Annotated in this window: 21 protein-coding genes; 7 read left to right on the top strand and 14 right to left on the bottom strand. The window is 70.4% G+C overall.

The window, feature by feature from the left end:
• Positions 1 to 86 precede the first annotated feature (86 nt).
• Positions 87 to 1,016 (top strand): GTP cyclohydrolase MptA, encoded by a 930-nt coding sequence (gene mptA / locus JIN95_RS08740; RefSeq protein ID WP_095637574.1) that lies wholly within the window; start codon positions 87 to 89, stop codon positions 1,014 to 1,016.
• Between the two features lie 627 nt (positions 1,017 to 1,643).
• Here the strand turns inward: mptA and JIN95_RS08745 are convergent.
• The 3 genes from JIN95_RS08745 to JIN95_RS08755 form a co-directional block, all read right to left on the bottom strand.
• The gene (locus tag JIN95_RS08745; protein ID WP_095637573.1) at positions 1,644 to 2,450 is read right to left on the bottom strand and encodes a TrmB family transcriptional regulator; all 807 of its coding nucleotides are present in this window, start codon (positions 2,448 to 2,450) and stop codon (positions 1,644 to 1,646) included.
• 144 nt (positions 2,451 to 2,594) lie between these two features.
• Positions 2,595 to 4,253 (bottom strand): DUF255 domain-containing protein, encoded by a 1,659-nt coding sequence (locus JIN95_RS08750; protein WP_200531125.1) that lies wholly within the window; start codon positions 4,251 to 4,253, stop codon positions 2,595 to 2,597.
• Positions 4,254 to 4,381: 128 nt separating this feature from the next.
• Positions 4,382 to 4,603 (bottom strand): hypothetical protein, encoded by a 222-nt coding sequence (locus tag JIN95_RS08755; RefSeq protein ID WP_095637571.1) that lies wholly within the window; start codon positions 4,601 to 4,603, stop codon positions 4,382 to 4,384.
• 322 nt (positions 4,604 to 4,925) lie between these two features.
• Between JIN95_RS08755 and JIN95_RS08760 the strand changes: the two genes are divergently transcribed.
• Entirely contained in the window at positions 4,926 to 6,131 is a 1,206-nt protein-coding gene (locus JIN95_RS08760; RefSeq protein ID WP_200531126.1) for a hypothetical protein, read from the top strand.
• A 616-nt stretch (positions 6,132 to 6,747) separates the two neighbouring features.
• On the opposite strand, the gene JIN95_RS08765 is transcribed toward JIN95_RS08760, so the two are convergent.
• The 9 genes from JIN95_RS08765 to cheB all read right to left on the bottom strand — a co-directional run bounded on the left by JIN95_RS08765 (position 6,748) and on the right by cheB (position 16,918).
• Entirely contained in the window at positions 6,748 to 7,905 is a 1,158-nt protein-coding gene (locus JIN95_RS08765; RefSeq protein ID WP_200531127.1) for a PfkB family carbohydrate kinase, read from the bottom strand.
• A complete protein-coding gene (locus JIN95_RS08770) occupies positions 7,902 to 8,873 on the bottom strand; it encodes a ribose 1,5-bisphosphate isomerase (RefSeq protein ID WP_200531128.1) in 972 nt (323 codons plus the stop codon). The genes JIN95_RS08765 and JIN95_RS08770 overlap by 4 nt, the downstream gene beginning before the upstream one ends.
• Before the next feature lie 121 nt (positions 8,874 to 8,994).
• Positions 8,995 to 9,684 carry a class II aldolase/adducin family protein gene (locus JIN95_RS08775; RefSeq protein WP_200531129.1) on the bottom strand — a complete coding sequence of 230 codons (690 nt, stop codon included), beginning with the start codon at positions 9,682 to 9,684 and terminating at the stop codon, positions 8,995 to 8,997.
• Positions 9,681 to 10,394: an HAD family hydrolase gene (locus tag JIN95_RS08780; protein WP_200531130.1), complete on the bottom strand. Its 714-nt coding sequence runs from the start codon at positions 10,392 to 10,394 to the stop codon at positions 9,681 to 9,683. The genes JIN95_RS08775 and JIN95_RS08780 overlap by 4 nt, the downstream gene beginning before the upstream one ends.
• A gap of 236 nt (positions 10,395 to 10,630) precedes the next feature.
• Positions 10,631 to 11,503, bottom strand: a complete 873-nt coding sequence (locus JIN95_RS08785) for a CheF family chemotaxis protein (protein ID WP_095637565.1) — start codon at positions 11,501 to 11,503, stop codon at positions 10,631 to 10,633.
• Positions 11,504 to 12,712 carry a HEAT repeat domain-containing protein gene (locus JIN95_RS08790; RefSeq protein WP_200531131.1) on the bottom strand — a complete coding sequence of 403 codons (1,209 nt, stop codon included), beginning with the start codon at positions 12,710 to 12,712 and terminating at the stop codon, positions 11,504 to 11,506.
• Positions 12,712 to 13,521: a protein-glutamate O-methyltransferase CheR gene (locus JIN95_RS08795; RefSeq protein ID WP_200531132.1), complete on the bottom strand. Its 810-nt coding sequence runs from the start codon at positions 13,519 to 13,521 to the stop codon at positions 12,712 to 12,714. Before JIN95_RS08795 ends, JIN95_RS08790 begins: the two co-directional genes overlap by 1 nt.
• Positions 13,518 to 15,812 carry a chemotaxis protein CheA gene (locus tag JIN95_RS08800; protein ID WP_200531133.1) on the bottom strand — a complete coding sequence of 765 codons (2,295 nt, stop codon included), beginning with the start codon at positions 15,810 to 15,812 and terminating at the stop codon, positions 13,518 to 13,520. Before JIN95_RS08800 ends, JIN95_RS08795 begins: the two co-directional genes overlap by 4 nt.
• Complete coding sequence (gene cheB / locus JIN95_RS08805) at positions 15,812 to 16,918, bottom strand: chemotaxis-specific protein-glutamate methyltransferase CheB (RefSeq protein ID WP_198951560.1); 1,107 nt, start codon at positions 16,916 to 16,918, stop codon at positions 15,812 to 15,814. Before cheB ends, JIN95_RS08800 begins: the two co-directional genes overlap by 1 nt.
• A 102-nt stretch (positions 16,919 to 17,020) precedes the next feature.
• On the opposite strand from cheB, the gene JIN95_RS08810 reads away from it, so the two are divergent.
• The 4 genes from JIN95_RS08810 (at position 17,021) to JIN95_RS08825 (ending at position 19,407) form a co-directional block, all read left to right on the top strand.
• Positions 17,021 to 17,506 (top strand): chemotaxis protein CheW, encoded by a 486-nt coding sequence (locus JIN95_RS08810; RefSeq protein ID WP_095637560.1) that lies wholly within the window; start codon positions 17,021 to 17,023, stop codon positions 17,504 to 17,506.
• Positions 17,507 to 17,667: 161 nt separating this feature from the next.
• On the top strand, positions 17,668 to 18,363 hold the full coding sequence (locus tag JIN95_RS08815; protein ID WP_095637670.1) for an ATPase domain-containing protein: 696 nt from the start codon (positions 17,668 to 17,670) through the stop codon (positions 18,361 to 18,363).
• A complete protein-coding gene (locus tag JIN95_RS08820) occupies positions 18,363 to 18,755 on the top strand; it encodes a hypothetical protein (protein WP_095637559.1) in 393 nt (130 codons plus the stop codon). Before JIN95_RS08815 ends, JIN95_RS08820 begins: the two co-directional genes overlap by 1 nt.
• A gap of 43 nt (positions 18,756 to 18,798) precedes the next feature.
• The gene (locus JIN95_RS08825) at positions 18,799 to 19,407 is read left to right on the top strand and encodes a hypothetical protein (RefSeq protein ID WP_095637558.1); all 609 of its coding nucleotides are present in this window, start codon (positions 18,799 to 18,801) and stop codon (positions 19,405 to 19,407) included.
• A gap of 666 nt (positions 19,408 to 20,073) precedes the next feature.
• On the opposite strand, the gene JIN95_RS08830 is transcribed toward JIN95_RS08825, so the two are convergent.
• A complete protein-coding gene (locus JIN95_RS08830) occupies positions 20,074 to 20,676 on the bottom strand; it encodes a hypothetical protein (protein WP_200531134.1) in 603 nt (200 codons plus the stop codon).
• A 112-nt stretch (positions 20,677 to 20,788) separates the two neighbouring features.
• On the opposite strand from JIN95_RS08830, the gene glmM reads away from it, so the two are divergent.
• On the top strand, positions 20,789 to 22,150 hold the full coding sequence (gene glmM, locus JIN95_RS08835; RefSeq protein WP_095637556.1) for a phosphoglucosamine mutase: 1,362 nt from the start codon (positions 20,789 to 20,791) through the stop codon (positions 22,148 to 22,150).
• Positions 22,151 to 22,215: 65 nt separating this feature from the next.
• Here glmM and JIN95_RS08840 read toward each other — a convergent pair whose 3' ends face one another.
• A complete protein-coding gene (locus JIN95_RS08840) occupies positions 22,216 to 22,614 on the bottom strand; it encodes a hypothetical protein (RefSeq protein WP_095637555.1) in 399 nt (132 codons plus the stop codon).
• Positions 22,615 to 22,634: the final 20 nt, after the last annotated feature.

The raw sequence follows: 22,634 nt of genomic DNA on the forward strand, positions 1-22,634 counted from the left end.
GGCGAAACGGTCGCCGCCGTCGAGACAACCCGACGCGACTCCCCCTTTCGAAAGGGCTAATCCTTTGACTGCCTACCATGTTCGTAATGAGTCACCAGCTGCCGGACGTCCAGGCGTCGGCGCCCGACGTCTCAGTCGGGCTCTCGCAGGTCGGCGTCACCGGCGTCGAGAAGCTCGTCAAGATCGCCCGAGGGGACAAGCGCCCCATCGTCCTCATGGCGGAGTTCGAGGTGTTCGTCGACCTTCCCAGCGGTCGCAAGGGGATCGACATGTCGCGGAACCTCGCGACGATCGACGAGATCTTAGAGGAGATCACCCGCGAGGAGGCGTACCGCGTCGAGGAGGTCTGCGGCGACGCCGCCGAGCGGCTCTTGGAGAAGCACGACTACACCACCACCGCCGAGGTGTCGATGTCGGCGGAGCTGGTCACCCGCGAGGACACGCCCGCGTCGGGCATCGAGACGCAGAGCACGGCGACGATCGTCGCCAGCGCGACCGCGACCGAGGAGGGGACCCGCGAGGAGATCGGCGCCGAGGTGACGGGGATGACCGTCTGTCCCTGCTCGCAGGGGATGAGCGAGTCCCGCGCCCGCGAGAAGCTCGCCGAGCTGGGCGTCGACGAGGAGACCACCGAGGAGTTCTTAGACGCCGTCCCCCAGCCGGGCCACTCCCAGCGCGGCCACGCGACGCTCACCGTCACCACCGACGGCCACCCCGACATCGACCTCCGCGACCTGATCGACGTCGCCCGCGACTCGATGAGCGCCCGGATCTACAACATGGCGAAGCGGCCCGACGAGGACCACATGACCTACGAGGCCCACGCCGACGCGAAGTTCGTCGAGGACTGCGTCCGCGCGCTCGCCGAGGGCGCCGTCGAGGAGTTCGACCACCTCCCGGACGACGCCGTGATCTACATGAAACAGTCGAACGACGAGTCGATCCACCAGCACAACGCCCACGCCGAGCGAGAGGTTACGATGGCCGACCTGCAGGACGAACTGAACGCAAAGTAGGCGCGGTCCGGCCGTCACTGATTGACCGGTCCTGAGTCGCTATCCCCGTCGAATTCCTCCGGTTCAGACAGACGCTCGTCTGAAGCGGTTCGTCGCCGAAGACCGGCTCTTGATCGGTTTCGGGAGTGAATCTCGCATGTTGGTGGAGAGATTGTTTATAAGCCGGATTGGCGTGTCGCTAGCGGATGTTTATAAGCGATCGACGACGCTACGATGAGGGTCTGCAAAGCCCCAGCCGCTGTGGACGGCGCACGCTCGCCGCGCTCCTCGCTCAGTCGCTTCGCTCCGGTGCTCGCGTCGCCTGCGCCGCCCACAGCGACTGCCCCTTTGAGCCCCACCCGCCCGCTACAGCACCGCAGCCTCACACCTCCCCAGCCTCGTCGCTGGCGGCCGAGCGAAGCGCCAGCGACTCCCTCGCGCGTGCTCCTCGGCCGCGAAACGGCCTCGGAGGCACGCGCCACTGCACCGCTATTTATAAGATATCATGACCGTCGCTCACGGCTGTTTAAATACCCTATCACCACCACCGATCTGCAACACCCACTCCCGAGATCGATCGCCGCTGTCCCTGTACTAACCGGGCTGTGATCGCTATCCCCTCTTGGTGAGGTCACGAGCGCTTCTTCCTCACCCGAACGTCAGCGGCTCCGCCTCCCCCCACTGCGGTTCGAACTCCTCGCTCACGCTCGCCGCGAACTCCGCGTCCTTCACGTCGATCATCGCGAACGGCTCGTCGCCGGAGAGCGGGTGCGGCACCTCGATGCACACCTCGATCCCGTCGAAGACGGAGAAGGTCCCGTCGACCCCGGGCGTCGTGCGCACCTCGAACCCGTCCATGTCCGAGAGGTCGGCGGTGTACCGCCGGCCGACGCTCCGCGGGAGCGCGTCCACGGTCTCCGGCGACAGCAACACGCGGATCTCGACGCCTCGGTCGAGCGCCGCCTCAAGCTCGTCGGTCACCTGTTCGCCGACCGTCCCGAGGTCGAAGCCGGTCGCGGGCGCGCCGGCGACGACGACCATCCGGCGCTCGGCGGCCGCGATCCGCTCCAAGAGGAGGTCGGTCGCGTCCTCCGCGCCGACGGCCGCGGTCCAGAACTGCCCGTCGACGGGCTCGCCCGCGTCGAGCTCCGTCGAGAGGTCATCGACCACCTCCTCGTACTGCTCCGCCTGCGTCTCCAGCTCCCGCTTCTTCTCCTCTAACAGCCGGTCGAGCGCGGCGTCGGGCTCCACCGCCGCGTACTTCTTCGGTCGGCTGGCCGCCTGACTCCGGACCAGGTTGTGCTGTTCCAAGCTGTTGAGCACGTCGTACACCCGCCCCATCGGGACCTCGCTGGCCCGCGAGAGGTCCTTCGCCGTCGTCGGCCCGGTGCGTAAGAGCGCGCGGTACGCGCGGGCCTCGTACTCCGACAGCCCGAGGTCGCGGAGAGATGCCATACCCACCGATCCGGCGGGATCAGTATAAACGCGTCGCAGGTTTACACGAACCGGCGGTGGTCGGCGAACGCGTTCGCGTCGCCGGGATCGTGTCGGCGCCGAACCGAGCCGCCGCCGTCGCGGGTGATTCCGGGATCCGCTTCGTCACTCGGCGGTCTCGGCGACGCGCGTCATCAACTCGTCCGGTGTTTCCGCCGGCTCCGAGGCGGCGTCCCCGGCGAGGACGACCGCCGACCCCGCCGGCACCGACCGCGGGGCGGGCGCGTCCTCCCGGTGTGCGTTCGGGACGACGACCTTCTCGTGGTCGGCGACGCGCCACGCGGCGCGGTGGAGGTCGCTGCCGGGCTCGTCGCCGACGGCGACGACGGTGGTGCCGCGGAGCAGCCGCCCCGCGAGGCTCCCGTACCCGGCGACCTGCACGCTCAGGCGCTCGGTGGCGCCGGCGAACGCCTCGGCCGTCTCGCGGGCGACCGTCTCGTAGCGCTCCTCGCCCGTCAGCGCCGCCAGGTCGAGCAGCGCGTCCGCCATCTCGACGTTGCCGTCGAGCGGGCGGAAGGGACGGTCGAGCAGGCCCGCGCCCGACCGCGGCCCGTCGACGAAGGAGCCGTCGACGCGGAGGCGATCGATGGCTCGGTCCGCGACGGCGCGGGCGATTTCCGCGCCCTCACCGAGCACGCCGGCGGCGCGGGTGTACGCGCTCACGACGCGGGCGGCGTCGGCGAGCAGGTCCGACTCGCCGACCTCGTCGCTCCCGCGGTAGTGCGTCACTTCGCCGGTGTCGGCGTCGATCAGGTCGCGCTCGAGCCCGTCGAGGATCCGCTCGGCGTACTCCCGCGCGCGCTCGTGGTCGGTGTAGGCGGCGACCGCGAGCAGCGCGTCGGCGGCGAGCGCGTTCCCGCCCGCGAAGACGGTCAGGTCGCGGCGGGGCGAGTCGAGGTCCGCGCGGTCCGCAGCCGACGCGGCGTAGTAGGCGCGGCCGAGCCCGGGCCCGAGGCTCCCGCCGACGCCGTAGCCGGTCCAGAGGTCGTCGGTCAGGAAGCCGACCGCGTCGGTCGCGGGCTCCAGGTAGGCCTCGTCGCCCGTGTAGAGGTAGGCGTTCGCGAACGCGCGGGTGACGGCCGCGTTCGTGTCGATCGGCTTCTCGTAGGCCACGTCGCCCCAGTCGCGGGTCCCCGCGAACCGGAAGAACCCGCCGGCCACGTCGTCCGCGAGGTGGTCGCGTACCGCGTCGAGCGTCCGGAGAGCGCGGTCGCGGTCGCGCTTCAGCGCGAACTCGACGGTGCGGGGAAGCGGGAACTTCGCGTCGGATCCCCAGCCGGCGTACTCCTCGTCGTACTTCACCTCGATCTGGCCGGCGAGGTGGCTCTCGATCGCGTCCGTCACCTCCCCGCTCGGCGGGAGGTCGGCGTCAAGCGCGCGGGGGATCCGGCCCGCGTCCCGCCCCTTGTCGGCCCACATCTGGCGGACGGACTCGAGCACCTGCCGCATCCCGTCCACGTCGAGGTAGCCCGCGCCGGTGAGCAGCTCGCCCTTGGGCGTGAGGAAGGCGGTCGTCGGGAACCCGCCCATGTTGTACCGCTCGCGCACCCGCGGGCGGCGGTCGACGTCGACGCGGACCGGGACGAACCCCTCGTTGACGTTGGCGGCGATCCGCGGCTCGGCGTAGGTGATCGCATCCATCTCGTGACAGCCCTCGCACCACGTGGCGGACAGCGAGAGCAGAACCGGGCAGTCCCGGTCGTCGGCCTCGGCGAAGGCCTCGGCGCCCCAGTCGCGCCACTCGACGTGCGTCTCGTCGGTCATACCCACAGTCGGACCGGCCGGTGGGTAAGCGCTTCGAGACCGGCCCGTGGGGGCGGGTAGATCCGGGAGAGAGGAGGGCGACGATTGCCTCGGCTGCGATACGTGCGGACTCGGGGAGCGTGACGGCCTCAGCGCTTGTAGTCGTGGCCGAGCGCGAGCGCGAGGGCGTTCGCGAACAGCAGGCCGACGAACAGCAGACCGGGGGTGCCTTCGAGCCCCATGTAGAGGAGCACGGGGTAGGCGGTCGGGATGGCGATGGCCGCCCAGAAGGCGGCGGCCTTCACCGTGCCGGTCATCAGTCCGGCGACCTGCCGGCCGGACGCGAGGCGCGTGGAAGCGGGGGTTGACATGGACACCTCTCCCTACGACTGGAGACTACATATAGCCCGCAGAGGGTTCGGACGATTTCACCACGTTTCTCGCCCCCTCGCCGACGTTTTAAAACGGCCTCATATCGGCCCTAATTCTTTATCGAGTCCTCTCACGGTTTTTCACGGATCGACGACGATCGTCGAGACGGTGGTTCGATCGGCCGCAGAGAGTCGTTCTCGGAGCGGTGATTCCCACCCTCGACGGAGCGGGCGCTCGACCGCAGCCGACGCCGGCGTTACACAGAGAGGTCTTTGCGCCTACAGGAAGCCCTTATGTGGGGGCGTCGTAGCCACGCCCGTCATGACCGAACTCACGCGTCGAACGGCGATATACGGCATCGGGGCGGGAAGCGTCGCCGCGCTCGCCGGCTGTACCGACGAGGTCGAGCCCGGCGCGGGGGACGGCGACGACGGGAGCGACGGCGGAACCGGCGACGGAGCCGACGGCGAGGACGGCAGGGACGGGGAAGACGGCGAGGACGGCGGCGACGGACTCACCGACACGGCGGTCCAGCAGGCCGGCGGCGCGCTCTCCGGGCCGGCGTGGGACCGCGAGTCACGACGCGGCTTCTGTACCCTGTTCACCGACGAGGACGAGGCGCGCTGGCTGTTCGACGACGCGCCCGCGGCGGTGGGGGAGTTCGTCGAGGCGACCGACTTCTCGTCGTCCGTGCTCGCGTACGTCGAGTCGGTCGGACCCACCACCTGCCACGACCGGATCGCGTTCGACGACGTCGCCGTCGAGGACGGGACGCTCGCCGCGAGCGCGACCGTCGAGAACACCGCCGCGGAGGACGAGGCCTGCGGCGAGGCGGTCACCTTTTCCGGCGCGCTGCTCCGGGTCACCGCCGACCCGCTGCCGGACGCGCTCCGGCTCTCGGTGACGAACGGCTGGGACGAGACCGCGGAGCTGACCGGCGACGGGGGAATTCTGGATCCCGCCGGGCTCGACGGATTCGTCAGACCCGACGGGGATCCCCAAACCGTGCCAGCGCCGCTCGACTGCGAGGACGGCGCCTTCGAGCGCCACCCGGGCTTCTACTCCGACGGCGTCTCGTGGGGATCGGGCGGCGGTACCGGGGAAGACGGCGACGGGAGCGGCCCCCTCGAGCTCCGCGTCGTGAACCCCGCGTACGACGGCGACGACCGCGCGGCGGCGCTGACGTTCGAGCGCGGCGACGACGTGCGGATCGAGCTGACCAACGTCTCCGCCCGCGAGGAATACGTCGGCAACCACGGGAAGTACAACGTCGAGGTGCTCACCGAGGACGGGTGGATGGACGTGCGCGGCGGCGACGACGACCAGTTCGGCTACACGGACGAGGCGATCGCTCACCGGCCGGGCGAGACTGTCGCGTGGGAGTTCGAGCTGACCGAGTCCGGGCTCGTCGCCGACGAGAACCAGCCGGGCGGGCTCCGGGTCTGTCCCGACCTGCAGCCGGGTCGCTACCGGTTCGTCTTCTTCGGCGCCGCCGACGTCGCGGCGGCGTTCGACTACGTCGGGTAGCGCGGTCGCGTTCGGGGGTCGTCGAAATACTATCGATTCCTCGCCAGGTGACTTGTTCGGACCCGAATCCGATCTGTACAGACCCAGCAGCGTGATCGACTTCGGGAGTGAGTCTCGCAAATTGGCTGTTCGGTTGTTTATAAGTTGGATTTGGGTGTTGCTGACAGGTGTTTATAAGTGATCGATGTGCCCGCGGTGAAGGCCTCCAAAGCCCCAGCCGCGAGGGGAGCTTACGCTCGCTGCGCTCCTCGGTCGCTCGTTTCACTCGCTCTCTGCGGTGCTTAGCGTCGCCTAAGCTCCCCTCGCGGCTGCCCCTTTGAGTCCCACCCACACCGCAACCGCAGCCTCACGCCTCCCCAGCCTCGTCGCTGGCGCCTTATAAGGCGCCAGCGACTCCCTCGCACGCGCTCCTCACGGCCACCGGTGGCGGCCGTTCGGAGGCGCGCGCCACCGCGTCGTCATTTATAAGCGATCGTCGTCGCTCTTGGCTGTTTAAATACCGTCTCGCCGCTACCGATCTGCAATACCCACTCCCGAACTCGATCAAAAGGCCCGCTTCAACGATCGGCTCGATCGTGCGACAACGCGTCCGGAGAACCAGATTCACGGCGCCGTCTCACACCCGGATCTCGATCAGCAGGTCCGACTCGGGCGACTCCCCCATCACCGACCGGACGCGCTCCCACGAGAGGTCGGCGCGGGCGGTCACCGTCTCGGCCGCGATCCCGCCGCAGGCGTTGGCGACGAGCAGCGGCACCTGGTAGTCACGGGGGTCGTGCGAGAACCCGCCGCCGGTGATCTCGGGGTCCCTGAGCGCGGCGCCGAGGAAGCCGGCCGCGAACGCGTCGCCGGCGCCGACGGTGTCGACGGCGTCGACGTCGAACCCGGGATGCGACACGTCGCCGTGGGGTGTCCGGACCGTCGCCCCCTCCTCGCCGAGCTTGATCGCGACGACGCGGTCGTCGGGCTCCCACGGGTCGATGTCGGTCGCGTCGGCGATCGCGTCGGCCTCCGGGGCGTTCAGGAAGAGCACGTCCGCGGCGTGGAGCGCGGCCTCGAACTCGCGGTCGCCCACGCGGCGTCCCGGGTCGAAGCTCCGAGTCGTCCCGGCCTCGCCGGCCGCGGTCGCGAGCGCGGCCGCGGTCTCCGGCTGCTGGCCCGTGAGGTGGAGGTGGTCGGCCGCCGCGAGCGTGTTCCGGTCGAGCTCGGCCGCCGTGAACGACTCGTTGGCGCCGTCGTTCGCCAACATGAGCAGCTCGCCGCTCCCGTCGACGATCGCGTACTTCACCGAGGTCGGCGCGTCCGCGTCGACGAGGACCTGTCCGGGGTCGACGCCGGCGCTCGCCAGCTCGCGGAGCGCCAGCGCCCCCGACTCGTCGCCGCCGACGCTCCCGAAGACAACCGACTGGCCGCCGAGCCCCACGAGCCCGACCGCGACGTTCGCGGCGCTGCCGCCGCCGGACTGCTCGAGTAAGTCGATCCGGGTCTCGCCGTCCGGCTCCGGCAGCCGCTCGACGTGGATCGTCACGTCCCAGTTGATGTGACCGGCCGAGACCACCTTCGGGACGCGGCCCGAGGACTCCGGCTCTAAGTCGGGATCGTCGTCGACAGGGTCGCGGTCGGGTCCGGGGTCGTCGGGCGTTCCGTCCCCGCTTCCGCCGCCGTTCGCGCCGGTGCCAGCGTCGGCCTCCCACTCGGAGACCTCTTCGTCCCACTCCGCGAGCTCCTCCTCCCAGTCGTCGGTCCCGTCGCGCCCCGGGCCGTCATCGCTCATGGCTCGGCCCACGGCTCGGCGGCGCCCTCGCCGAACAGCTCCCGCATCAGCGTCACGATGCTCTCGGGCGGGAACTGGCCCTGCTCGGTGACGATCGCGTCCATGTACCGCGGCGGCGTCACGTCGAACGCCGGGTTCCGCACGTCGATCTCCCCGATCTCGTCGCGGGTCTCGGGGTCGATCACCTCGCTCTCGTCCCGCATCTCGATCTCGACGGTGTGGCCCGTCAGCGTCTCCGGGTGGAGCTTGATCGTCTGGGCGGCGGCCATGATCGGGACGCCGCGCTCGCGAGCGTTGACGGCGAGCCCCGAGGTGCCGATCTTGTTGATGACGCCGCCGTCCGCCGCGATCGAGTCGGCGCCGACGACGACGTGATCGACCTCGTCGAGGTAGCGCCGCGCCGCCGAGTCGACGATCAGCGTGACGGGGACGCCGGCGTCGCGGAGCTGCTCGGCGGTGATGTGGCCCTGCTGGCGCGGGCGGGTCTCCTTGACGACCGCCGAGATCGACTTCCCCTGCTCGACGGCGGCCTCGATGCAGGCGAGCGCGTCGGTCGAGTGGCAGTGGGTCATCACGGTGTCGCCGTCGGCGAGGCGGTTCGCGCCGACCCGCCCGAGGTCCTCCTGCGCGCGGTCGAGCTGGCGGACGAACGCGTCGCTGGCGCCGACGACGCTGCGGCGCAGCTCGTCGACCGTCTCCCCCTCCATGCGCTGGAGGACGTAGCGGAGGGCGTTCGGCAGGGACACGGCGGTCGGCCGGGTCTCGCGGAGGGTCCGCCCCGCGGCGCGCAGCGACGCCCGGAAGGCGGCGGGGTCGCTCGCGGTCTCTCCCGACGCGGCCGCGGCCTCGGCCTGCTCGGCGAGCGCCTCCGCGGCCGCGGACGCGATGGTCGCCGCGCCGCGGATCTCCATCGTCGCGATCGATTCGGCGGTCTCCCGGACCGGGGCCGCCGGCTCTGTGTCGGTCATACCGATCCAGTAGCCGCCGCGGTATTTATAAAACCGGGCGGGAGGCGGTCGGGTCGAGAGTCGCCGGCGTCCGGTCGCCGTCCCCCGCTACGGGTCGGCGGCGTTCGACCGCCGTCCCCCGCTACGAGCCGTCGTCCGGCTGTTGGCCGTAGCTCTCGAACCGCTCCTCGACGGTCGCCATCTGCTCGTCGGAGAGGACGTGCGGCTCGCCCACCGCCGACGCCCGGAGGTAGAGCCGGCAGAGGTCCTCGACGTGGTGGGTGTTCTCGACCGCCGTCTCGACGTCGGGACCGGTGACGACGAGCCCGTGGTTCGCGAGGATCGCGGCGTCGGAGTCCGCCTCGGCCATCGCGGCCACCACGTTCGCGGCCAGCTCTGCGGTGCCGTACGGCGCGTAGTCGGCCAGCGGCACCTCCCGCCCGACGGCGGCGATCATGTAGTGGACGGGGGGGAGCTTCCGGTGGAGCGTCGCCATCGTCGTCGCCCACGGCGAGTGGGTGTGGACGATCGCGCCCGGCCGGTCGTGCTTGTAGATCCCCGTGTGCATCGGCACCTCGCTCGACGGCGCCATCCGGCCCGCCAGCCGGTCGCCGTCCAGCGAGACCACCGGCACGTCGACCGCGTCGAAGGAGTCGTACGGGACGCCGGTGGGCGTCACCGCGACCCGATCGCCGTCGCGGACGCTCAGGTTCCCGGTCCGACCCGGAGTGAGGTCGGCCAGCGCCGGCGCGTACTCCACGACCGCCTCGCGCGCGTCGCGCAGGAGGTCGGGGTTGGCCTCGGAATCTCCGCCGGCGTCGTCTCGGCTCACGCCGCCACCTCCGTCAGGTCGGCGAACGCGTCGAGCCGGTGGTCCGGACGCCGGTCGCCGTCGAGCGATTCGACGGGGGGCGCGTCGCCGTCGGCGACGAACAGCGCCGTGTCCATCCCGACCGCGTTCGCGCCGACCACGTCGGCGTCGACGCTGTCACCGACCATGAGCGCCTCGCTCGGTCGGCGGTCGAACGCCGCGAGCGCGGTCGTGAAGGGGATCGCGCTCGGCTTCTCGCGGCCGACCTCCTCGGAGGCGACGAGCCGGTCGATCCGGTCGTCGATCGCGAGCCGAGAGAGCTTCTGTAGCTGGACGCGCGTGGTGAGGTTGGTCACGACCGCGATCTCCGTTCCCGCTTCGGCGAGGGCGTCGAAGACGCGCTCGACCCCGTCGCACAGCTCCATCTCGCTCGCGTATCCCTCCCAGTACGCGTCGCCGAGCGCCAGCGCGTCGGCGGCGTCGTGCTCCCCGGCGTGGCGCCGCAGTGCGCGTTTGAAGTAGATGTGCCGGTCGTGGGAGGCTGCGGTGCCGCGGGTCTCCCGCTTCGTCTCGCGGCGCCCGGCCGCGTACAGCTCGTCGAACGTCTCGCGGTCCATCTCGTACCCCCGGTCGCGAAACGCCGCGAGGGCGGCCCGCTTGCCCGCCTCGTTGCAGGGGGCGTACGGGTACAGGGTGTTGTCGAGGTCGAAGAACACCGCCTCGTAGCTCATGTCCCCCTTCGGTCGGGCTGTGACTTAAGAGTAATTCGACGTCGACGACGGGGTGCGCCTTCCGAGCGACCCCGCAGTTTATCACTGATACCGCGACCACCCCGCCCGTGAGCTGAGTCGCCGTCCGCGGCGGCCGAGGCGGGAGCCCGGCGCACCGCCGCGGTAGACCGGTCGCGCCGGCTGTTCGCTACTCCCCGACAGCGCTCGCCAGCGACGCTCCCGAAGTCGCCCGCCTGCTACTGCTCGTTCATCGCCTCGCTGGCGATGTTGCGTCCGCGGGAGTTCAGTGCCACCTCGCGGCGTATCCGCACCTCCTCGACCACTTCGAGGTCGATCAGCCGCTCGAACGTCTCCTCGACGGCGTCGACGTCCATCCCGAGGAACGACGGGATCTCGAACGGCGAGACGCCGGAGTACAGCGCCATCAGCACCTCCCGGTCGCGGCTGGAGAGGTCGACGTTCGTCGACGAGCGCTGCTCGCCCTTCCGGAGCCACGCCTCGACGAACCGCATCCGACTGGGGTCGCCGGCGATGTGGGTCTCGATGCTGGTCCCCTCGTCGTCGGTGTGCGACACCTCGATCACGGGCTTCTTCTCGCCGTTGACGGTGCGTTTCGCGGCGTCCAGACCGCTGATGTCGTCGAGGTCGAACTTCACGAACGCGCCGCTTTCTAAGGCCGCGTTGAGCCCGTTCTCGTCGATCTTCACCCGGGCCTGCTCCCACTCGGTCTCCTGCACGACGCCCCCCTCGATCGCGGGGTGTTTCGCGGTCACCGTCCGCTGGTCGAGCAGCGCCCGGTACACGTCGCGCTCGAACGACTCGTGCTCGGAGGCGGCGACGAGCAACACCTGATCGCCCAGATCGAAGCTGACGTAGTTGGAGACTCGCGCGACCGACTGGTTGGCGTCGTGGCGTCCGCCGAGCCCCTCGAGCTCGGAGAGCGGGACCGTGCGCTTCCCGTCGTTGCCGGCGAGGATGAGCCGCCGGTTCGATAGGAGTACGCGCCCCGGCGTCCACGAGACGTCGCTCACCTTCCGCCCGTCGCGGACGGCGACCGCGAACCGGGCCTGCGTGTCGGCGACCTTGTACTCGCCGCTCTCCCCCGACATTTAGGATCCCCCCGCCCGGAGCTTCGAGACGGCCGAAAACACCCGCTTCCGGACCGCGGGGCTCTCGTCGTCGGTGAACTCTTCGAGCTTGTTGAGCGTCTCCTGGCCGCCCACCTGCCCGAGCACGAACACCGCCTTCGCGCGGGCGTCCTCGGGGTGTTCGGTGCCGAGCCGGTCGAGGAGCCGGTCCTCGACGATCGGCCCGCCGAGGCTCTTGAGGCTGGTGGCCGCGAACTGCGCGGTCTGCGCGTCCTCGTCGGCGAGCGCGTCCGCGAGGGCCTCGACCGCGGCCGCCGACTCCGGCTCCGCGACCCGGCCGAGGATCCACGCCGCGTTCCGCCGCTGGCGGCTCTGCTGACCGTCGGTGAGGATCTCGACGAGCGGCTCCACGACGGTCGCGTCGTCGGCCTGCTTCAGCTCCGAGACGACCTGATCCCGGACGGCGTGGCTCTGCTCGGTCGGGACGTTCGAGAGGAGTTCGATGACCGAGTACACCGCGGCGTTGCGCACCACCGCGCTCTCGTCGCCGAGCGCGCGCGCCAGCGGTTCGATCGGCTCCGAGTTGTTCGCCTTTCCGAGGGCGCCGGCGGCGATGCGCCGGAGCGACTCGTCGGAGTCGTCGAGGAGGTCCAGGAGGGGAGCGAGCGCCTCATCGGTGCCGATGTTGCCGAGCGCGTTCGCGGCCGCCCGCCGGACCCGCGGCTCGTCGTCGAGCCGCTCCGTCAGTCCGGGGACCGCACGCGGGTCGGCGAACGTCCCGCAGGCCTGACACGCCCGCAGCCTGACGCGAGGGTCCTCGTCGTCGAGCGCCTCGACGAGGTGCTGGAGCCCGCTCGCGTCGTCGAGCCGGCCGAGCGCGTTGGCGGCGGCCATCCGGAGCTCCGGGCGGTCGGCCTGCAGCGCGCGGGCGAACTTCCGGGCGGTGACCCACTCAGCCTCGGAGCCCTTGGTACCCGTGAGCTCCGAGAGGAGCTGTTCGAGCGCGGCCTCGCCGATCTCGTCGAGCGCGTCGACCGCGGCCCCGCGGACCTGCGCGCCCTCGTCGCCGGTCGCGGCGCGCAAGAGCACGTCGATGGACGGCTGGTCGTCCGGATCGGCGACCTCGCCGAGGAACTCGGCCGCGCGCTTCCGGACCGCGGCGCTGTCGCTGCCCATCGCGTCCCTGAGGCGCTCGGCGTTCCCGTCTCTCGCGTGCTGGTACAGTGACATTAGACCCTCCGGAACACCCGCCGACGCTTGTCGATCGGGTCGTACCTGTCCGAGCGGTCCGGTGGGACGCTCTCGGTCATGCCGAGCACGAGCACGCCGTCGTCGGCGAGCGACGCCTCGAGCGTGTCGAACAGCGCCCCCTTGTGGTCGACGTCGATGTAGATCAGCAGGTTGCGGCACAGCACCACGTCGAAGGGGTCGCGCGCGCCGTCGCGGATCAGGTCGTGCGTCTCGAAGTCGACGAGCCGCTGGACCTCCGAGCGCACCTGAAACGTCTCACCGTCGCGCTCGACGTAGCGGTCTGGGTCCGAGAGGGGCTCGAGCTCCGCCGCGATGTCGGTCGTGCGGGTGGTGTGGTACACGCCCTCGCGGGCGTTGTCGAGTGCCTCCTCGCTGATGTCCGAGCCGAGCACCTCGACGCGGGACTCGTCGATCTCGGGGTCGTCGCAGGCCAACATCGCGACGGAGTAGGGCTCCCGGCCGTCGGCCGAGGGAGCCGACCAGACCCGGACCCGCCGCTGCTCGCCCGTCCGCTCGCGCAGCACGCCGCGGAGCACCTCCCACATCTCCGGGTTGCGGAAGAACTCCGTCACGTTGATCGTGAGCGCGTCCATCAGCGCCTCGCGCTCGTCGTCGTCCTCCCGGAGCAGCCGCTCGTACTCCTCGTGGGACTCGGTGTCGCGTCGACGCATCCGAGCGGTGATCCGGCGGTCGAGGTACGACTCGTTGTAGTAGCCGGGCTCGAACGGCACCGTGTCGTCGATCTGCCTGAGGACGCCCTCGAAGGCTGTCTCGGTCTCGCCGCTCATAGGCTCACCACGTCGAGGACGGCCACGACGTCGCCGTCGCCGAGGACCGCCGTGCCACTGAGGCCCGGCGTCCCCGACAGCGGCCCGTCGAGCGGTTTCACGACCACTTCTTCCTGATCGAGCACGGCGTCGCAGTGGAGCGCGACCTGCCGGGTCTCCTCGCGGATCCGCACGAGCATCCCCTCGTCGGTCACGCCGCCGTCGGTCGTCGCGGAGGCTGTGTCGTCGTCCGTCGTCGCGGCTCCGGCCTCGTCACCGGCCGCCGCCTCCGACTGACCGGGACCGCCGGCGCCGACGCCGGACCCGGCCGCCGCGGCGCCGCTGTTCGCGAGCCGCTCGTTCAGCCGGATCACGGGGTACAGGTCGTCCTCGTGGCGGACGATCTCGTCGCCGTGGACCTCCTCCACGTCGTCCGCGCGGGCGACCTCGGCGATCGACTTGATCGGGATCCCGTACTCCGTGCCGCCCACGTCGACGAACATCACCTTCACGATGGCGACGGTGACGGGGAGCCGGAACCGGACCGTGGTCCCCTCGCCCGGTTCGCTCTCGACCGAGACGGAGCCGTCGAGGTCGCGGGCGGTCGTCCGGACCACGTCCATCCCGACGCCGCGCCCGGAGACGTCCGTGACCTCCTCCGCGGTGGAGAAGCCGGGGTGGAACACGAGGTCGTACACCTCGTCGTCCTCCATCGCATCGACCGCCTCGCGGCTCTTGACCCCTTCGTCGACCGCCTTCTCGCGGAGCTGGTCGGGGTCGAGTCCGCCGCCGTCGTCGGCCACCTCGATGATGACGTGGTCGCGCTCGCGCTCGGCCGTGAGCCTGACGTGCCCGGTCGGGTCCTTCCCGGCCGCCTCGCGCTCCTCGGGGGTCTCGATCCCGTGGTCGACCGCGTTCCGCAGGACGTGGACGAGCGGGTCGCGCATCTCCGTGAGGATGGTGCGGTCGAGCTCCACGTCGTCGCCCTCGATCTCGAAGTCGATCCGCTTGTCGAGGTCCCGCGAGATGTCGCGGACGAGCCGCGGGAACGAGTCCGACACCTGCGAGAACGGGATGAGTCGCATGTCCATCGCCGTGTCCTGCAGGCTGGACGCGAGCTTGTCCAGTTCGTCTAACGCGTCCGACTGCGCGTTCAGCTCCTCTAACTCCCGGCGGAGCTTGATCCGGCTCGTCACCAGCTGCTCGACGAGCCCGTACAGCTCGTCGACCTGGTCGACGTCGACGCGGATGGACTTGATCTCGTCGCCGGACTTGGAGTCGGAAGAGGAGCCGGAGTCCGACGCGTCGTCTTCGGCCTCGGTGGTATCTTCCTCTTCGGCGTCCGCCCCATCCGCCGTGTCGTCGGTGTCGCTGGCGGTGTCCGGGTCGTCGTCGTCCGCGGTCGCTTCGGCGTCGTCGGTCTCGGCTGCGTCGCCCGCTTCGGTCGACTCGCCGTCTTCGTCGCCCGCTTCGCCGTCTTCCCCGTTTTCGACGCCTGCCGTCGCGATCGACTCAACCTGGGTGAGCGCGCCGAGCCCCTCGGCGACCACGTCGGGGTCGGCGTCGCCGACGAAGGCGTCGAACCGCTCGTCGTACTCGCCGTCCTCCAGCGCCTCGGCGTCGGGAACCGTGACGTACTCGCCGAACTGGTTGCCGAGCGCCTGCACCACGAGCGCGGCGTCGACGCCCGCCATCGCGGTCTCGCCGATCGTCACGTCCGCGTACGCGACCGGGTCGTCGAGGGCGGCGGCCGCGTCGGGGAGGTCGGGGACGGACACGTCGTCGGCGTCGCCCGAATCCTCCTCAGGTTCGCCGGCGTCCGCGCCGGCGTCGCCATCGTCCGCGCCCTCGTCGTCCGCGCTCGCGTCGGCGTCGCCGGCGTTGGTTCCGGAGTCGCCCTCGGCGGTATCGCCGTCCTCGTCTCCGCCGCCGACGGTCCCGTGCTCCTCCATCTCGCGGAGGCGGCCCTCCAGATCGGAGGGATCGGTCGATACGTCGCCCGTGTCGGCGATCTCGGAGACCATCGCCTCGACGGTGTCGACCCCCTCGAAGAGGAGGTCCATCAGCTCGGGCGTCACCTCGCGGTCGCCCTGTCGGACCGCGTCGAGGAGGTCCTCGAGGGCGTGTCCGAAGTCGGAGACGTCCTCGTACCCCATCGCCGCGGCGTTGCCCTTCAGCGTGTGGGCGACGCGGAACACGTCGTCCATCGCCTCGGCGTCCTCGGGGTCGGCCTCCAAGGCGAGGAGGGCGTTGTTCAGGTCCGTGATCCCGTCTTCCGCCTCGGCGACGAACGCGGCGCGGTGGGAGTCCATCAGGCCTCACCCCCCACGATCGCGCCGGCCACGTCGTCGAGGTCGTGCACCTCGTCGACGCCGCCCGTCTCCACCGCGCGCTTCGGCATCCCGTAGATGACGCAGGTGTCCTCGCTCTGCGCGATGGTCCGCGCGCCCGCGTCGGCCATCGCCCGGATCCCCTCGGAGGCGTCCGAGCCCATCCCGGTCAACACGACGCCCACGAGGGGGCCGTCGACGACCTCAGCCGCCGAGCGCATCGTCACGTCCGCGGCGGGCGTGACCGACTGCGAGTCGTCCTCGTCGAGCTTGACGCGGAGCCGACCGGACCGGTAGCTGTCGATCCGGGTGTGGCTCCCGCCGCGGGCGACGAGCGCCTCGCCCTTCCCGATCCGGGCGCCGTCGCTCGCCTCGCGCACGTCGTACGCGGAGGCCTCGTCGAGCCGGTCGGCGAACCGCGACGTGAACGCCTCGGGCATGTGCTGGACGATGACGACCCGGCAGTCGGCCATCGGCAGCGCCGACATGACACGTTCGACCGCGTTCGGTCCGCCGGTCGACGCGCCGATCACGACCGTCAGCGGGTCGTCGACATCGGCGGTCGCGGTCGGCGGGGTTGAAGCGGTCGAGGCCGTCGCGTCCGGGCCGCGCTCGGCGGCCTCGCGCTCGCGGCGGTCGCGCGTCGCCGCGGCGAGGTCGGCGCCCGCGACCGACCTGACCGCCTCGACGAGCCGGTCGGACTCGCGGGAGACACCGGTCGAGACCTCGCCGCCCGGCTTCGAGAAGAAGTCGACCGCGCCCCGTTCGAGCGCCTCGAACGTCACTTCGGCGCCCTCGGCGGTGTGCGCCGACAGCATCAGCACGGGCGTCGGCGTCTCGTCCATCAGTCGCTCGACGGCTTCGAGTCCCCCCATCCCCGGCATCTCGACGTCCATCGTCACGACGTCCGGACGCGTCTCGGCGACCACCGACAGCGCCTCGGCGCCGTCGCCCGCCTCGCCGACGACCGCGACCCCCGCGTCGGTCAAGAGGTCGGAGATCAACCCTCGCATGAACGGCGAGTCGTCGACGACAACCACCCGCAGAGAGTCGTCGCGACCGCCTCGCCGATCCGTCGTCCTACTCATGTACGGAAGCGGGCCCAGAATCAGCATAAATGCACGGACCCGGTAATCACGCCTGATAATTCAGGGGACACGGTTATTGGCCCCTTCGCCGCAGACACGTCCATGGCAGCCATCGAGACGGACGCCGAACCCACGAAAGTGCTGGAGTTCGGGCTGGGCGACGGGACGTACTGTCTGGACATCGGAGTCATCGACGAGATCGTCGACGCCGGCGAACTCACGCGGATCCCCAACTCCCCCGACCACGTCGAGGGCGTGATGGACCTGCGGGGGCGCACGACCACGATCGTCGACCCGAAGACGCTCTTTTCGATCGACGAGGAGGGACCCCGCGAGCGGATCGTCGTGTTCGACGACGCGGAGATCGACGAGGGAGGCACCGTCGGCTGGATGGTCGACGAAGTGTTCCAGGTCCGTGACGTGGCTCCGGAGGACGTCGATCAGGCGACGACCGTCGACGACGAGGGGGTCAACGGGATCGTCAAGTCCGACGACCGCTTCGTGGTCTGGGTCTCGCCGGACATCGACGACATCGAGAACATCGACGCCGCCGAGCTCGCCGCGGACGGCGAGGAAGCCGACGCGTAGCGCGAGTTTCCGCTCTGGACGGACATCGTCGGCCGCTCGCACCGACACCGTCGGCCGCACTTTCCAATGACCGGACATCGGTAGCCGCGCCTGCCCGCGATCGTTCTCACCCGTGAGAACCGGGTGCCAACCCTTATCCGATGACCGACAAGTCGATCCGTATGCGCGCCTCAAGCGGCGTTCCCGGGTTCGACGCCCTCGTCGACGGCGGATTCCCGGAGAACCGCCTGTACGTTGTCAGCGGCCCTCCCGGCAGCGGGAAAACGACGTTCTGCTCGCAGTTCGCTGCGCAGGGCGCTCGGAACGGCGAAGACGTGCTGTACATCAGCATGCACGAGACGAAAGAGGGGATCCGCCGCGACATGGGCGGGTACGACTTCGGGTTCGACCGGGCCCTCGACTCCGACCGGATCACCTTCCTCGACTCGTTCTCCTCGGACGGTCGGCGGTTCTTCGGGCTCCCGGGCGAGCGGCGGGACCACTCGGGGGTGACGAACCGGCTCACCGGATTCATCAACTCACGCGACATCGACCGGGTCGTCTTCGACTCCACCATGCTGTTGCGGTTCCTCCTCGACGACGACGAGGACACGATGATCCAGCTGCTCTCCTCGCTGAAGCGGACCGACGCGACGACCCTGCTCATCTCCGAGATGACCGACCCGAGCGCCTACTCCGAGGAGCACTACCTCGCGCACGGCGTCGTCTTCATGCACAACTACCTCGAAGACGACGGGATGCAGCGCGGGATCCAGGTGCTGAAGATGCGCGGCACCGACGTCGACACCGACATCCAGGGCGTCGAGTTCACCGACGGCGGGCTCCGGGTCGGCGAGGCCGCGGCGGTGAGCCGCTGATGTACGACCGGACCTTCGGCACGGAGTGGGAGGAGCTCGGCCGCGAGGAGGCCGTCGAGCGCGCGTTCGCGCTCGGCGTCGCCGCCGGCGTCGGCAACGAGCGCCCCGCCGAGCTCGACCGGGTCCTGGACGCCTTCGAGAACGCGTACGACCGGAGTCTGATCGAGCTCTCGTACGACGAGGGGCGGACCAAGGCGCTGGAGATCGCCGCCGAGGCCGACGACCCCGATGCCGAGGCGGTCTGGGATCGGCTCGTCGACGGCACCGGCTCCCCGCGCGGCGCTCCGGTGTCGGCCGCGCTCCCCGGAGCGATAACGGAACTGACACTCACGCGGGCTCCCCGCGAGGGGCCCCCGTCGTCGCTCGACCTCCCGTCGATGCTTCGGAAGTGATCCCTCGGAAGGGTTTTACCCGACACCCCCTCAAGCCAGACACATGACCGTGCTTCCCGACGCTGTCCGCGACGCCGACAGCGTGCTCGTCACCGGGCCGCCGATGAGCGGGAAGTACGACCTCTTCAACCGACTGCTCGCCGAGTGGTCCGACGGACCGGTCGTCATCTCCACCGGCCGGACCGCGGAGAAGGTCCGCGGCGACTACGAGTCGATCACCGGAAAAGACGGCGACGACGTGGTCGTCATCGACTGCGTCACCCACGAGCAGGGCGACAAACGCGACGACACGCCGACGACGAAGTACGTCGCCAGCGCCGGCAACCTCACCGACATCGGGATCAAGTTCACCGACGTGGTCGAGTCGTCGGCCGGCCGCGACCGCGCCGTGGGCGTCTACTCGCTGTCCCAGCTGCTGATGTACTGGGACCCCGAGCGGATCTACCGATTCACCCGCGTGATGACCTCCCAGACCTCCGGCGAGGGGTGGCCGTTCGTCGGCGTGGTCAACTCGACCGCCCACGACGAGCAGGTGGTCCACACCCTCCACGAGCCGTTCGACGTGATCGCCGAGACCCGCGTCGAGGGCGACGACCGGGAGTTCCGCGTCCGCGGTCGGGTCGGGCAGCCCTCCGACTGGATCCCGTTTTAGGATCTGGGCCTCGCTGACATCCCGCAAAACCGATCCGTTCTGACCCGATTGCGGTCGATATAGGCGTAGTGGTGAGTGATGGCGGGAGTGAGTCTCGCAAATCGGTGGGGACGATACGGTATTTAAATAGCTGTGAGCGACAGGGATGATCGCTTATAAAGGACGCCGCGGTGGCGTGCGCCTCCGAGCGGGCCGAAGGTCCGCGAGGAGACCGCACGAGGGAGTCGGCGGCGACCAACGGGAGCCGCCGACGAGGCTGGGGAGGCGTGAGGCTGCGGTTGCTGTGCGGGGTGGGGCTCAAAGGGGCAGGCGTGAGGCGCCCAGAGACGATGTAAGCACCGCAGGAACGAGTGGAACGAGTGACGAGGAGCGCAGCGAGTGTCTGGGCGCCTCACGCCTGGGGCTTTGGAGGTCCTCGCCGCCGATCTCCAGTTAACCGTTTATAAGTGATCGGCTGGGACTTTACAGGTCTTCACCGCGGGCACATCGATCACTTATAAACACTCGTCAGCAACACCACAAGCCCACTTATAAACAACCGACCCACCGCAATGATTCACGTACTCCCGCAGTCGATCAAGAATCGCTCTTTAACCCCCTCCATTTCGCGCGAAATGTCTCTGAAGAAGAAGCCTTCACCGAATCCGCGTCCCTCCAGTTCGGCGCTTACCCCACCAGCTCGAACTCGGCGCCGAGCGCTGGGGCGTCGGGGATCCCCCAGTAGACGAACCGATACGTCCCGGCGCCGAGCGGCGGGCACACCTCGAGGTCCCGATCGGGGACCGCCGACGCGATCGCCGCCTCCTCTAAGTCGATCGACCAGATGTACGCGCCGCTCGGATCGAGCGTCTCCTCGGACCGCGGGAGCTCGACCGCCTCGCCGGAGCTCGATCCCCGAACGTCGAGCCACCCCTCGCCCGTCTCGCGCTGGAGCGAGTAGGCGTGCTTGCCGAGGACGGTCGCGGGCTCGTCGCCGGTGTTGCGGAACACGAGCCGCATCGACTGGCCGTACGTCTCGGCGTTCCCCTCCGTCGCCAGCTCGAACCGCGTCCCGGCGGCGTCGACGACGGTGCCCTCGACCGGCTCGTCGAAGGGCGCGGTCAGCCGGACGAACGCGTCGTCCTCGCAGGTCAGCGTCTCCGGAACTCCCTCGGGCCCCTGCGGCCCGTCGCCGGCGGCGAAGTCGAGGCATCCGGCGACGCCGACCGACCCGACCGCGGTGAGGGTCGCCGCGCTCGTCGCCAACAGATCCCGTCGCGTGCGTTCCATGCGGATCGGTTCGGGCGCGACGGGTTTGAACCGCACGCGTCGACCGTGTCACCGGGTCCCGCCGCTGCCCCGGTTCGGAACCGCTTTCCCGTCGGCCGGCGCATGGGCGCCCATGGAGCTGTTCGGATCCAGCGGCATTCGCGGGGTCGCGCTCCGGTATCTCACGCCGGAGCTCGTCCTCGACATCGCGAAAGCCGCCGGCACGACCTGGGACGCCGACCGGGTCGCCGTCGCTCGCGACACCCGCACCACCGGCGAGCTGTTCGCCAACGCCGCCGCGAGCGGGCTGGCCGCGGTCGGCTGCGACGTCGACCGGCTCGGCGTCGTCCCGACGCCCGCGGTCGGCAACTACTGCGAGTCCGCCGGCGTCCCCTGCGTGCTCGTCACCGCCTCGCACAACCCGCCCGAGTTCAACGGAATCAAGCTCGTCGGCGACGACGGCGTGGAGCTGTCGGTCGACGTGCTCGAACGCGTCGAGCGCCGGGTCCTCGACGACGACTACGACCACGCCGACTGGCGGAACGCGGGCGCCACGACGCGCGTCGAGGGCGTCGTCGACGACTACGCGGACCAGCTGATCGACGCGGTCGACGCCGAGGCGATCGCCGACGCGGACCTCACGGTCGCGGTCGATCCCGGCCACGGCGCGGCGTCGCTGGCCTCGCCCCGGATCTACCGCGAGCTCGGCTGCGAGGTGCTGACCGTGAACGCGACCCCCGACGGCCACTTCCCCGGTCGCCAGTCGGAGCCGGTCCCGGCGAACCTCGCGGACCTGCAGCGGCTCGTCGCGACCACCGACGCCGACGTGGGGATCGCCCACGACGGCGACGCGGACCGGGCGGTGTTCGTCGACGAGACCGGGGCGTTCGTCGACGGCGACACCTCGTTCGCGGCGATGGCGGACGCCTGTCTCGAACCCGGCGACGCCGTCGTCAGCGCGGTGAACGTCTCCCAGCGGCTCGTCGACGTCTGCGACGCCAACGACGCCGACCTCGAGCTCACGCCCATCGGGGCGACGAACATCATCACGCGGACCCGCGAACTCCACGCGGAGGGGACGAACGTTCCTATCGCCGGCGAGGGGAACGGCGGGGTGTTCTTCCCGCCGTACCGGCTCTCGCGGGACGGCGCGTACATCGGCGCGCGCTTCCTCGAACTACTCGCGGCCGCCGACGGCCCCGTCAGCGAGGCGGTCGCTCCCTACGCCGACTACCACTTCGTGCGGCGCAACGTCGAGTACGCGGACGACGACGAGCGCGACGAGATGCTGTCGGCGGCCCGGGCCTACGTCGAGACGGCGGACGCGGAGCCCAACACCACCGACGGCTACCGGCTCGACTACGGGGACGCCTGGGTGCTCGTGCGCCCCTCCGGCACCGAACCGAAGATCCGGATCTACGCCGAGTCCGCCGACGCCGACCGGGCCGAGCGGCTCGCGACGGACATGTACGTCGCGGTCGAGAGCGGGCGGTAAGGAGTCGATTGCGGTCGTTCGCGTCCGTTACTCGTGAAGTCCCAGCGACCAGCGACGGCGACCGCTCAGTCGGTGACGACGGACACCGCCGGCTCCGACGGGCACTTCGCCCACCGCATCGCGGCGGCGGCGTCGTTGAACGGCTCGGCGTCGACCCCCTCGACGTCCATCGTCCGTTCGAGGTACTGTCGTTTGGGGCGCTCCGCCACCACCGCGAACCGCGTCACGCCGCGGTCTGCCGCGGCCCGCGCCGCGAGCCGGAGCGTCCGACGGCCGGCGTCCGAGCAGGGGCGCGTCGTCCGCACGACGAGCACGACGGCGTTCACCCGTCGCTCGCCGGCGAGCGTCCGCCATCGGTCGAGCAGCGACTCGCCGTCCGACGGTGAGAGGCCCGTCCCGTGCGGGAGCTCGACGACGAGCACCCCGTCGTCGACCCGGATCGACCATCGCTCGCTCGGTTCCATGCTATCCGTTCTCACCTGTT

Origin of the sequence: Halorubrum sp. LN27 (assembly GCF_016635065.1) — an archaeon.
GTDB lineage: Archaea > Halobacteriota > Halobacteria > Halobacteriales > Haloferacaceae > Halorubrum > Halorubrum salipaludis.

Bases quoted from the DNA above. Each gene is read 5' to 3' on its own strand.
- mptA (WP_095637574.1), top strand. From the start codon at position 87: ATGAGTCACCAGCTGCCGGACGTCCAGGCGTCGGCGCCCGACGTCTCA.
- JIN95_RS08745 (WP_095637573.1), bottom strand. From the start codon at position 2,450: ATGGCATCTCTCCGCGACCTCGGGCTGTCGGAGTACGAGGCCCGCGCG.
- JIN95_RS08750 (WP_200531125.1), bottom strand. From the start codon at position 4,253: ATGACCGACGAGACGCACGTCGAGTGGCGCGACTGGGGCGCCGAGGCC.
- JIN95_RS08755 (WP_095637571.1), bottom strand. From the start codon at position 4,603: ATGTCAACCCCCGCTTCCACGCGCCTCGCGTCCGGCCGGCAGGTCGCC.
- JIN95_RS08760 (WP_200531126.1), top strand. From the start codon at position 4,926: ATGACCGAACTCACGCGTCGAACGGCGATATACGGCATCGGGGCGGGA.
- JIN95_RS08765 (WP_200531127.1), bottom strand. From the start codon at position 7,905: ATGAGCGATGACGGCCCGGGGCGCGACGGGACCGACGACTGGGAGGAG.
- JIN95_RS08770 (WP_200531128.1), bottom strand. From the start codon at position 8,873: ATGACCGACACAGAGCCGGCGGCCCCGGTCCGGGAGACCGCCGAATCG.
- JIN95_RS08780 (WP_200531130.1), bottom strand. From the start codon at position 10,394: ATGAGCTACGAGGCGGTGTTCTTCGACCTCGACAACACCCTGTACCCG.
- JIN95_RS08785 (WP_095637565.1), bottom strand. From the start codon at position 11,503: ATGTCGGGGGAGAGCGGCGAGTACAAGGTCGCCGACACGCAGGCCCGG.
- JIN95_RS08790 (WP_200531131.1), bottom strand. From the start codon at position 12,712: ATGTCACTGTACCAGCACGCGAGAGACGGGAACGCCGAGCGCCTCAGG.
- JIN95_RS08795 (WP_200531132.1), bottom strand. From the start codon at position 13,521: ATGAGCGGCGAGACCGAGACAGCCTTCGAGGGCGTCCTCAGGCAGATC.
- JIN95_RS08800 (WP_200531133.1), bottom strand. From the start codon at position 15,812: ATGGACTCCCACCGCGCCGCGTTCGTCGCCGAGGCGGAAGACGGGATC.
- cheB (WP_198951560.1), bottom strand. From the start codon at position 16,918: ATGAGTAGGACGACGGATCGGCGAGGCGGTCGCGACGACTCTCTGCGG.
- JIN95_RS08810 (WP_095637560.1), top strand. From the start codon at position 17,021: ATGGCAGCCATCGAGACGGACGCCGAACCCACGAAAGTGCTGGAGTTC.
- JIN95_RS08815 (WP_095637670.1), top strand. From the start codon at position 17,668: ATGCGCGCCTCAAGCGGCGTTCCCGGGTTCGACGCCCTCGTCGACGGC.
- JIN95_RS08820 (WP_095637559.1), top strand. From the start codon at position 18,363: ATGTACGACCGGACCTTCGGCACGGAGTGGGAGGAGCTCGGCCGCGAG.
- JIN95_RS08825 (WP_095637558.1), top strand. From the start codon at position 18,799: ATGACCGTGCTTCCCGACGCTGTCCGCGACGCCGACAGCGTGCTCGTC.
- JIN95_RS08830 (WP_200531134.1), bottom strand. From the start codon at position 20,676: ATGGAACGCACGCGACGGGATCTGTTGGCGACGAGCGCGGCGACCCTC.
- glmM (WP_095637556.1), top strand. From the start codon at position 20,789: ATGGAGCTGTTCGGATCCAGCGGCATTCGCGGGGTCGCGCTCCGGTAT.
- JIN95_RS08840 (WP_095637555.1), bottom strand. From the start codon at position 22,614: ATGGAACCGAGCGAGCGATGGTCGATCCGGGTCGACGACGGGGTGCTC.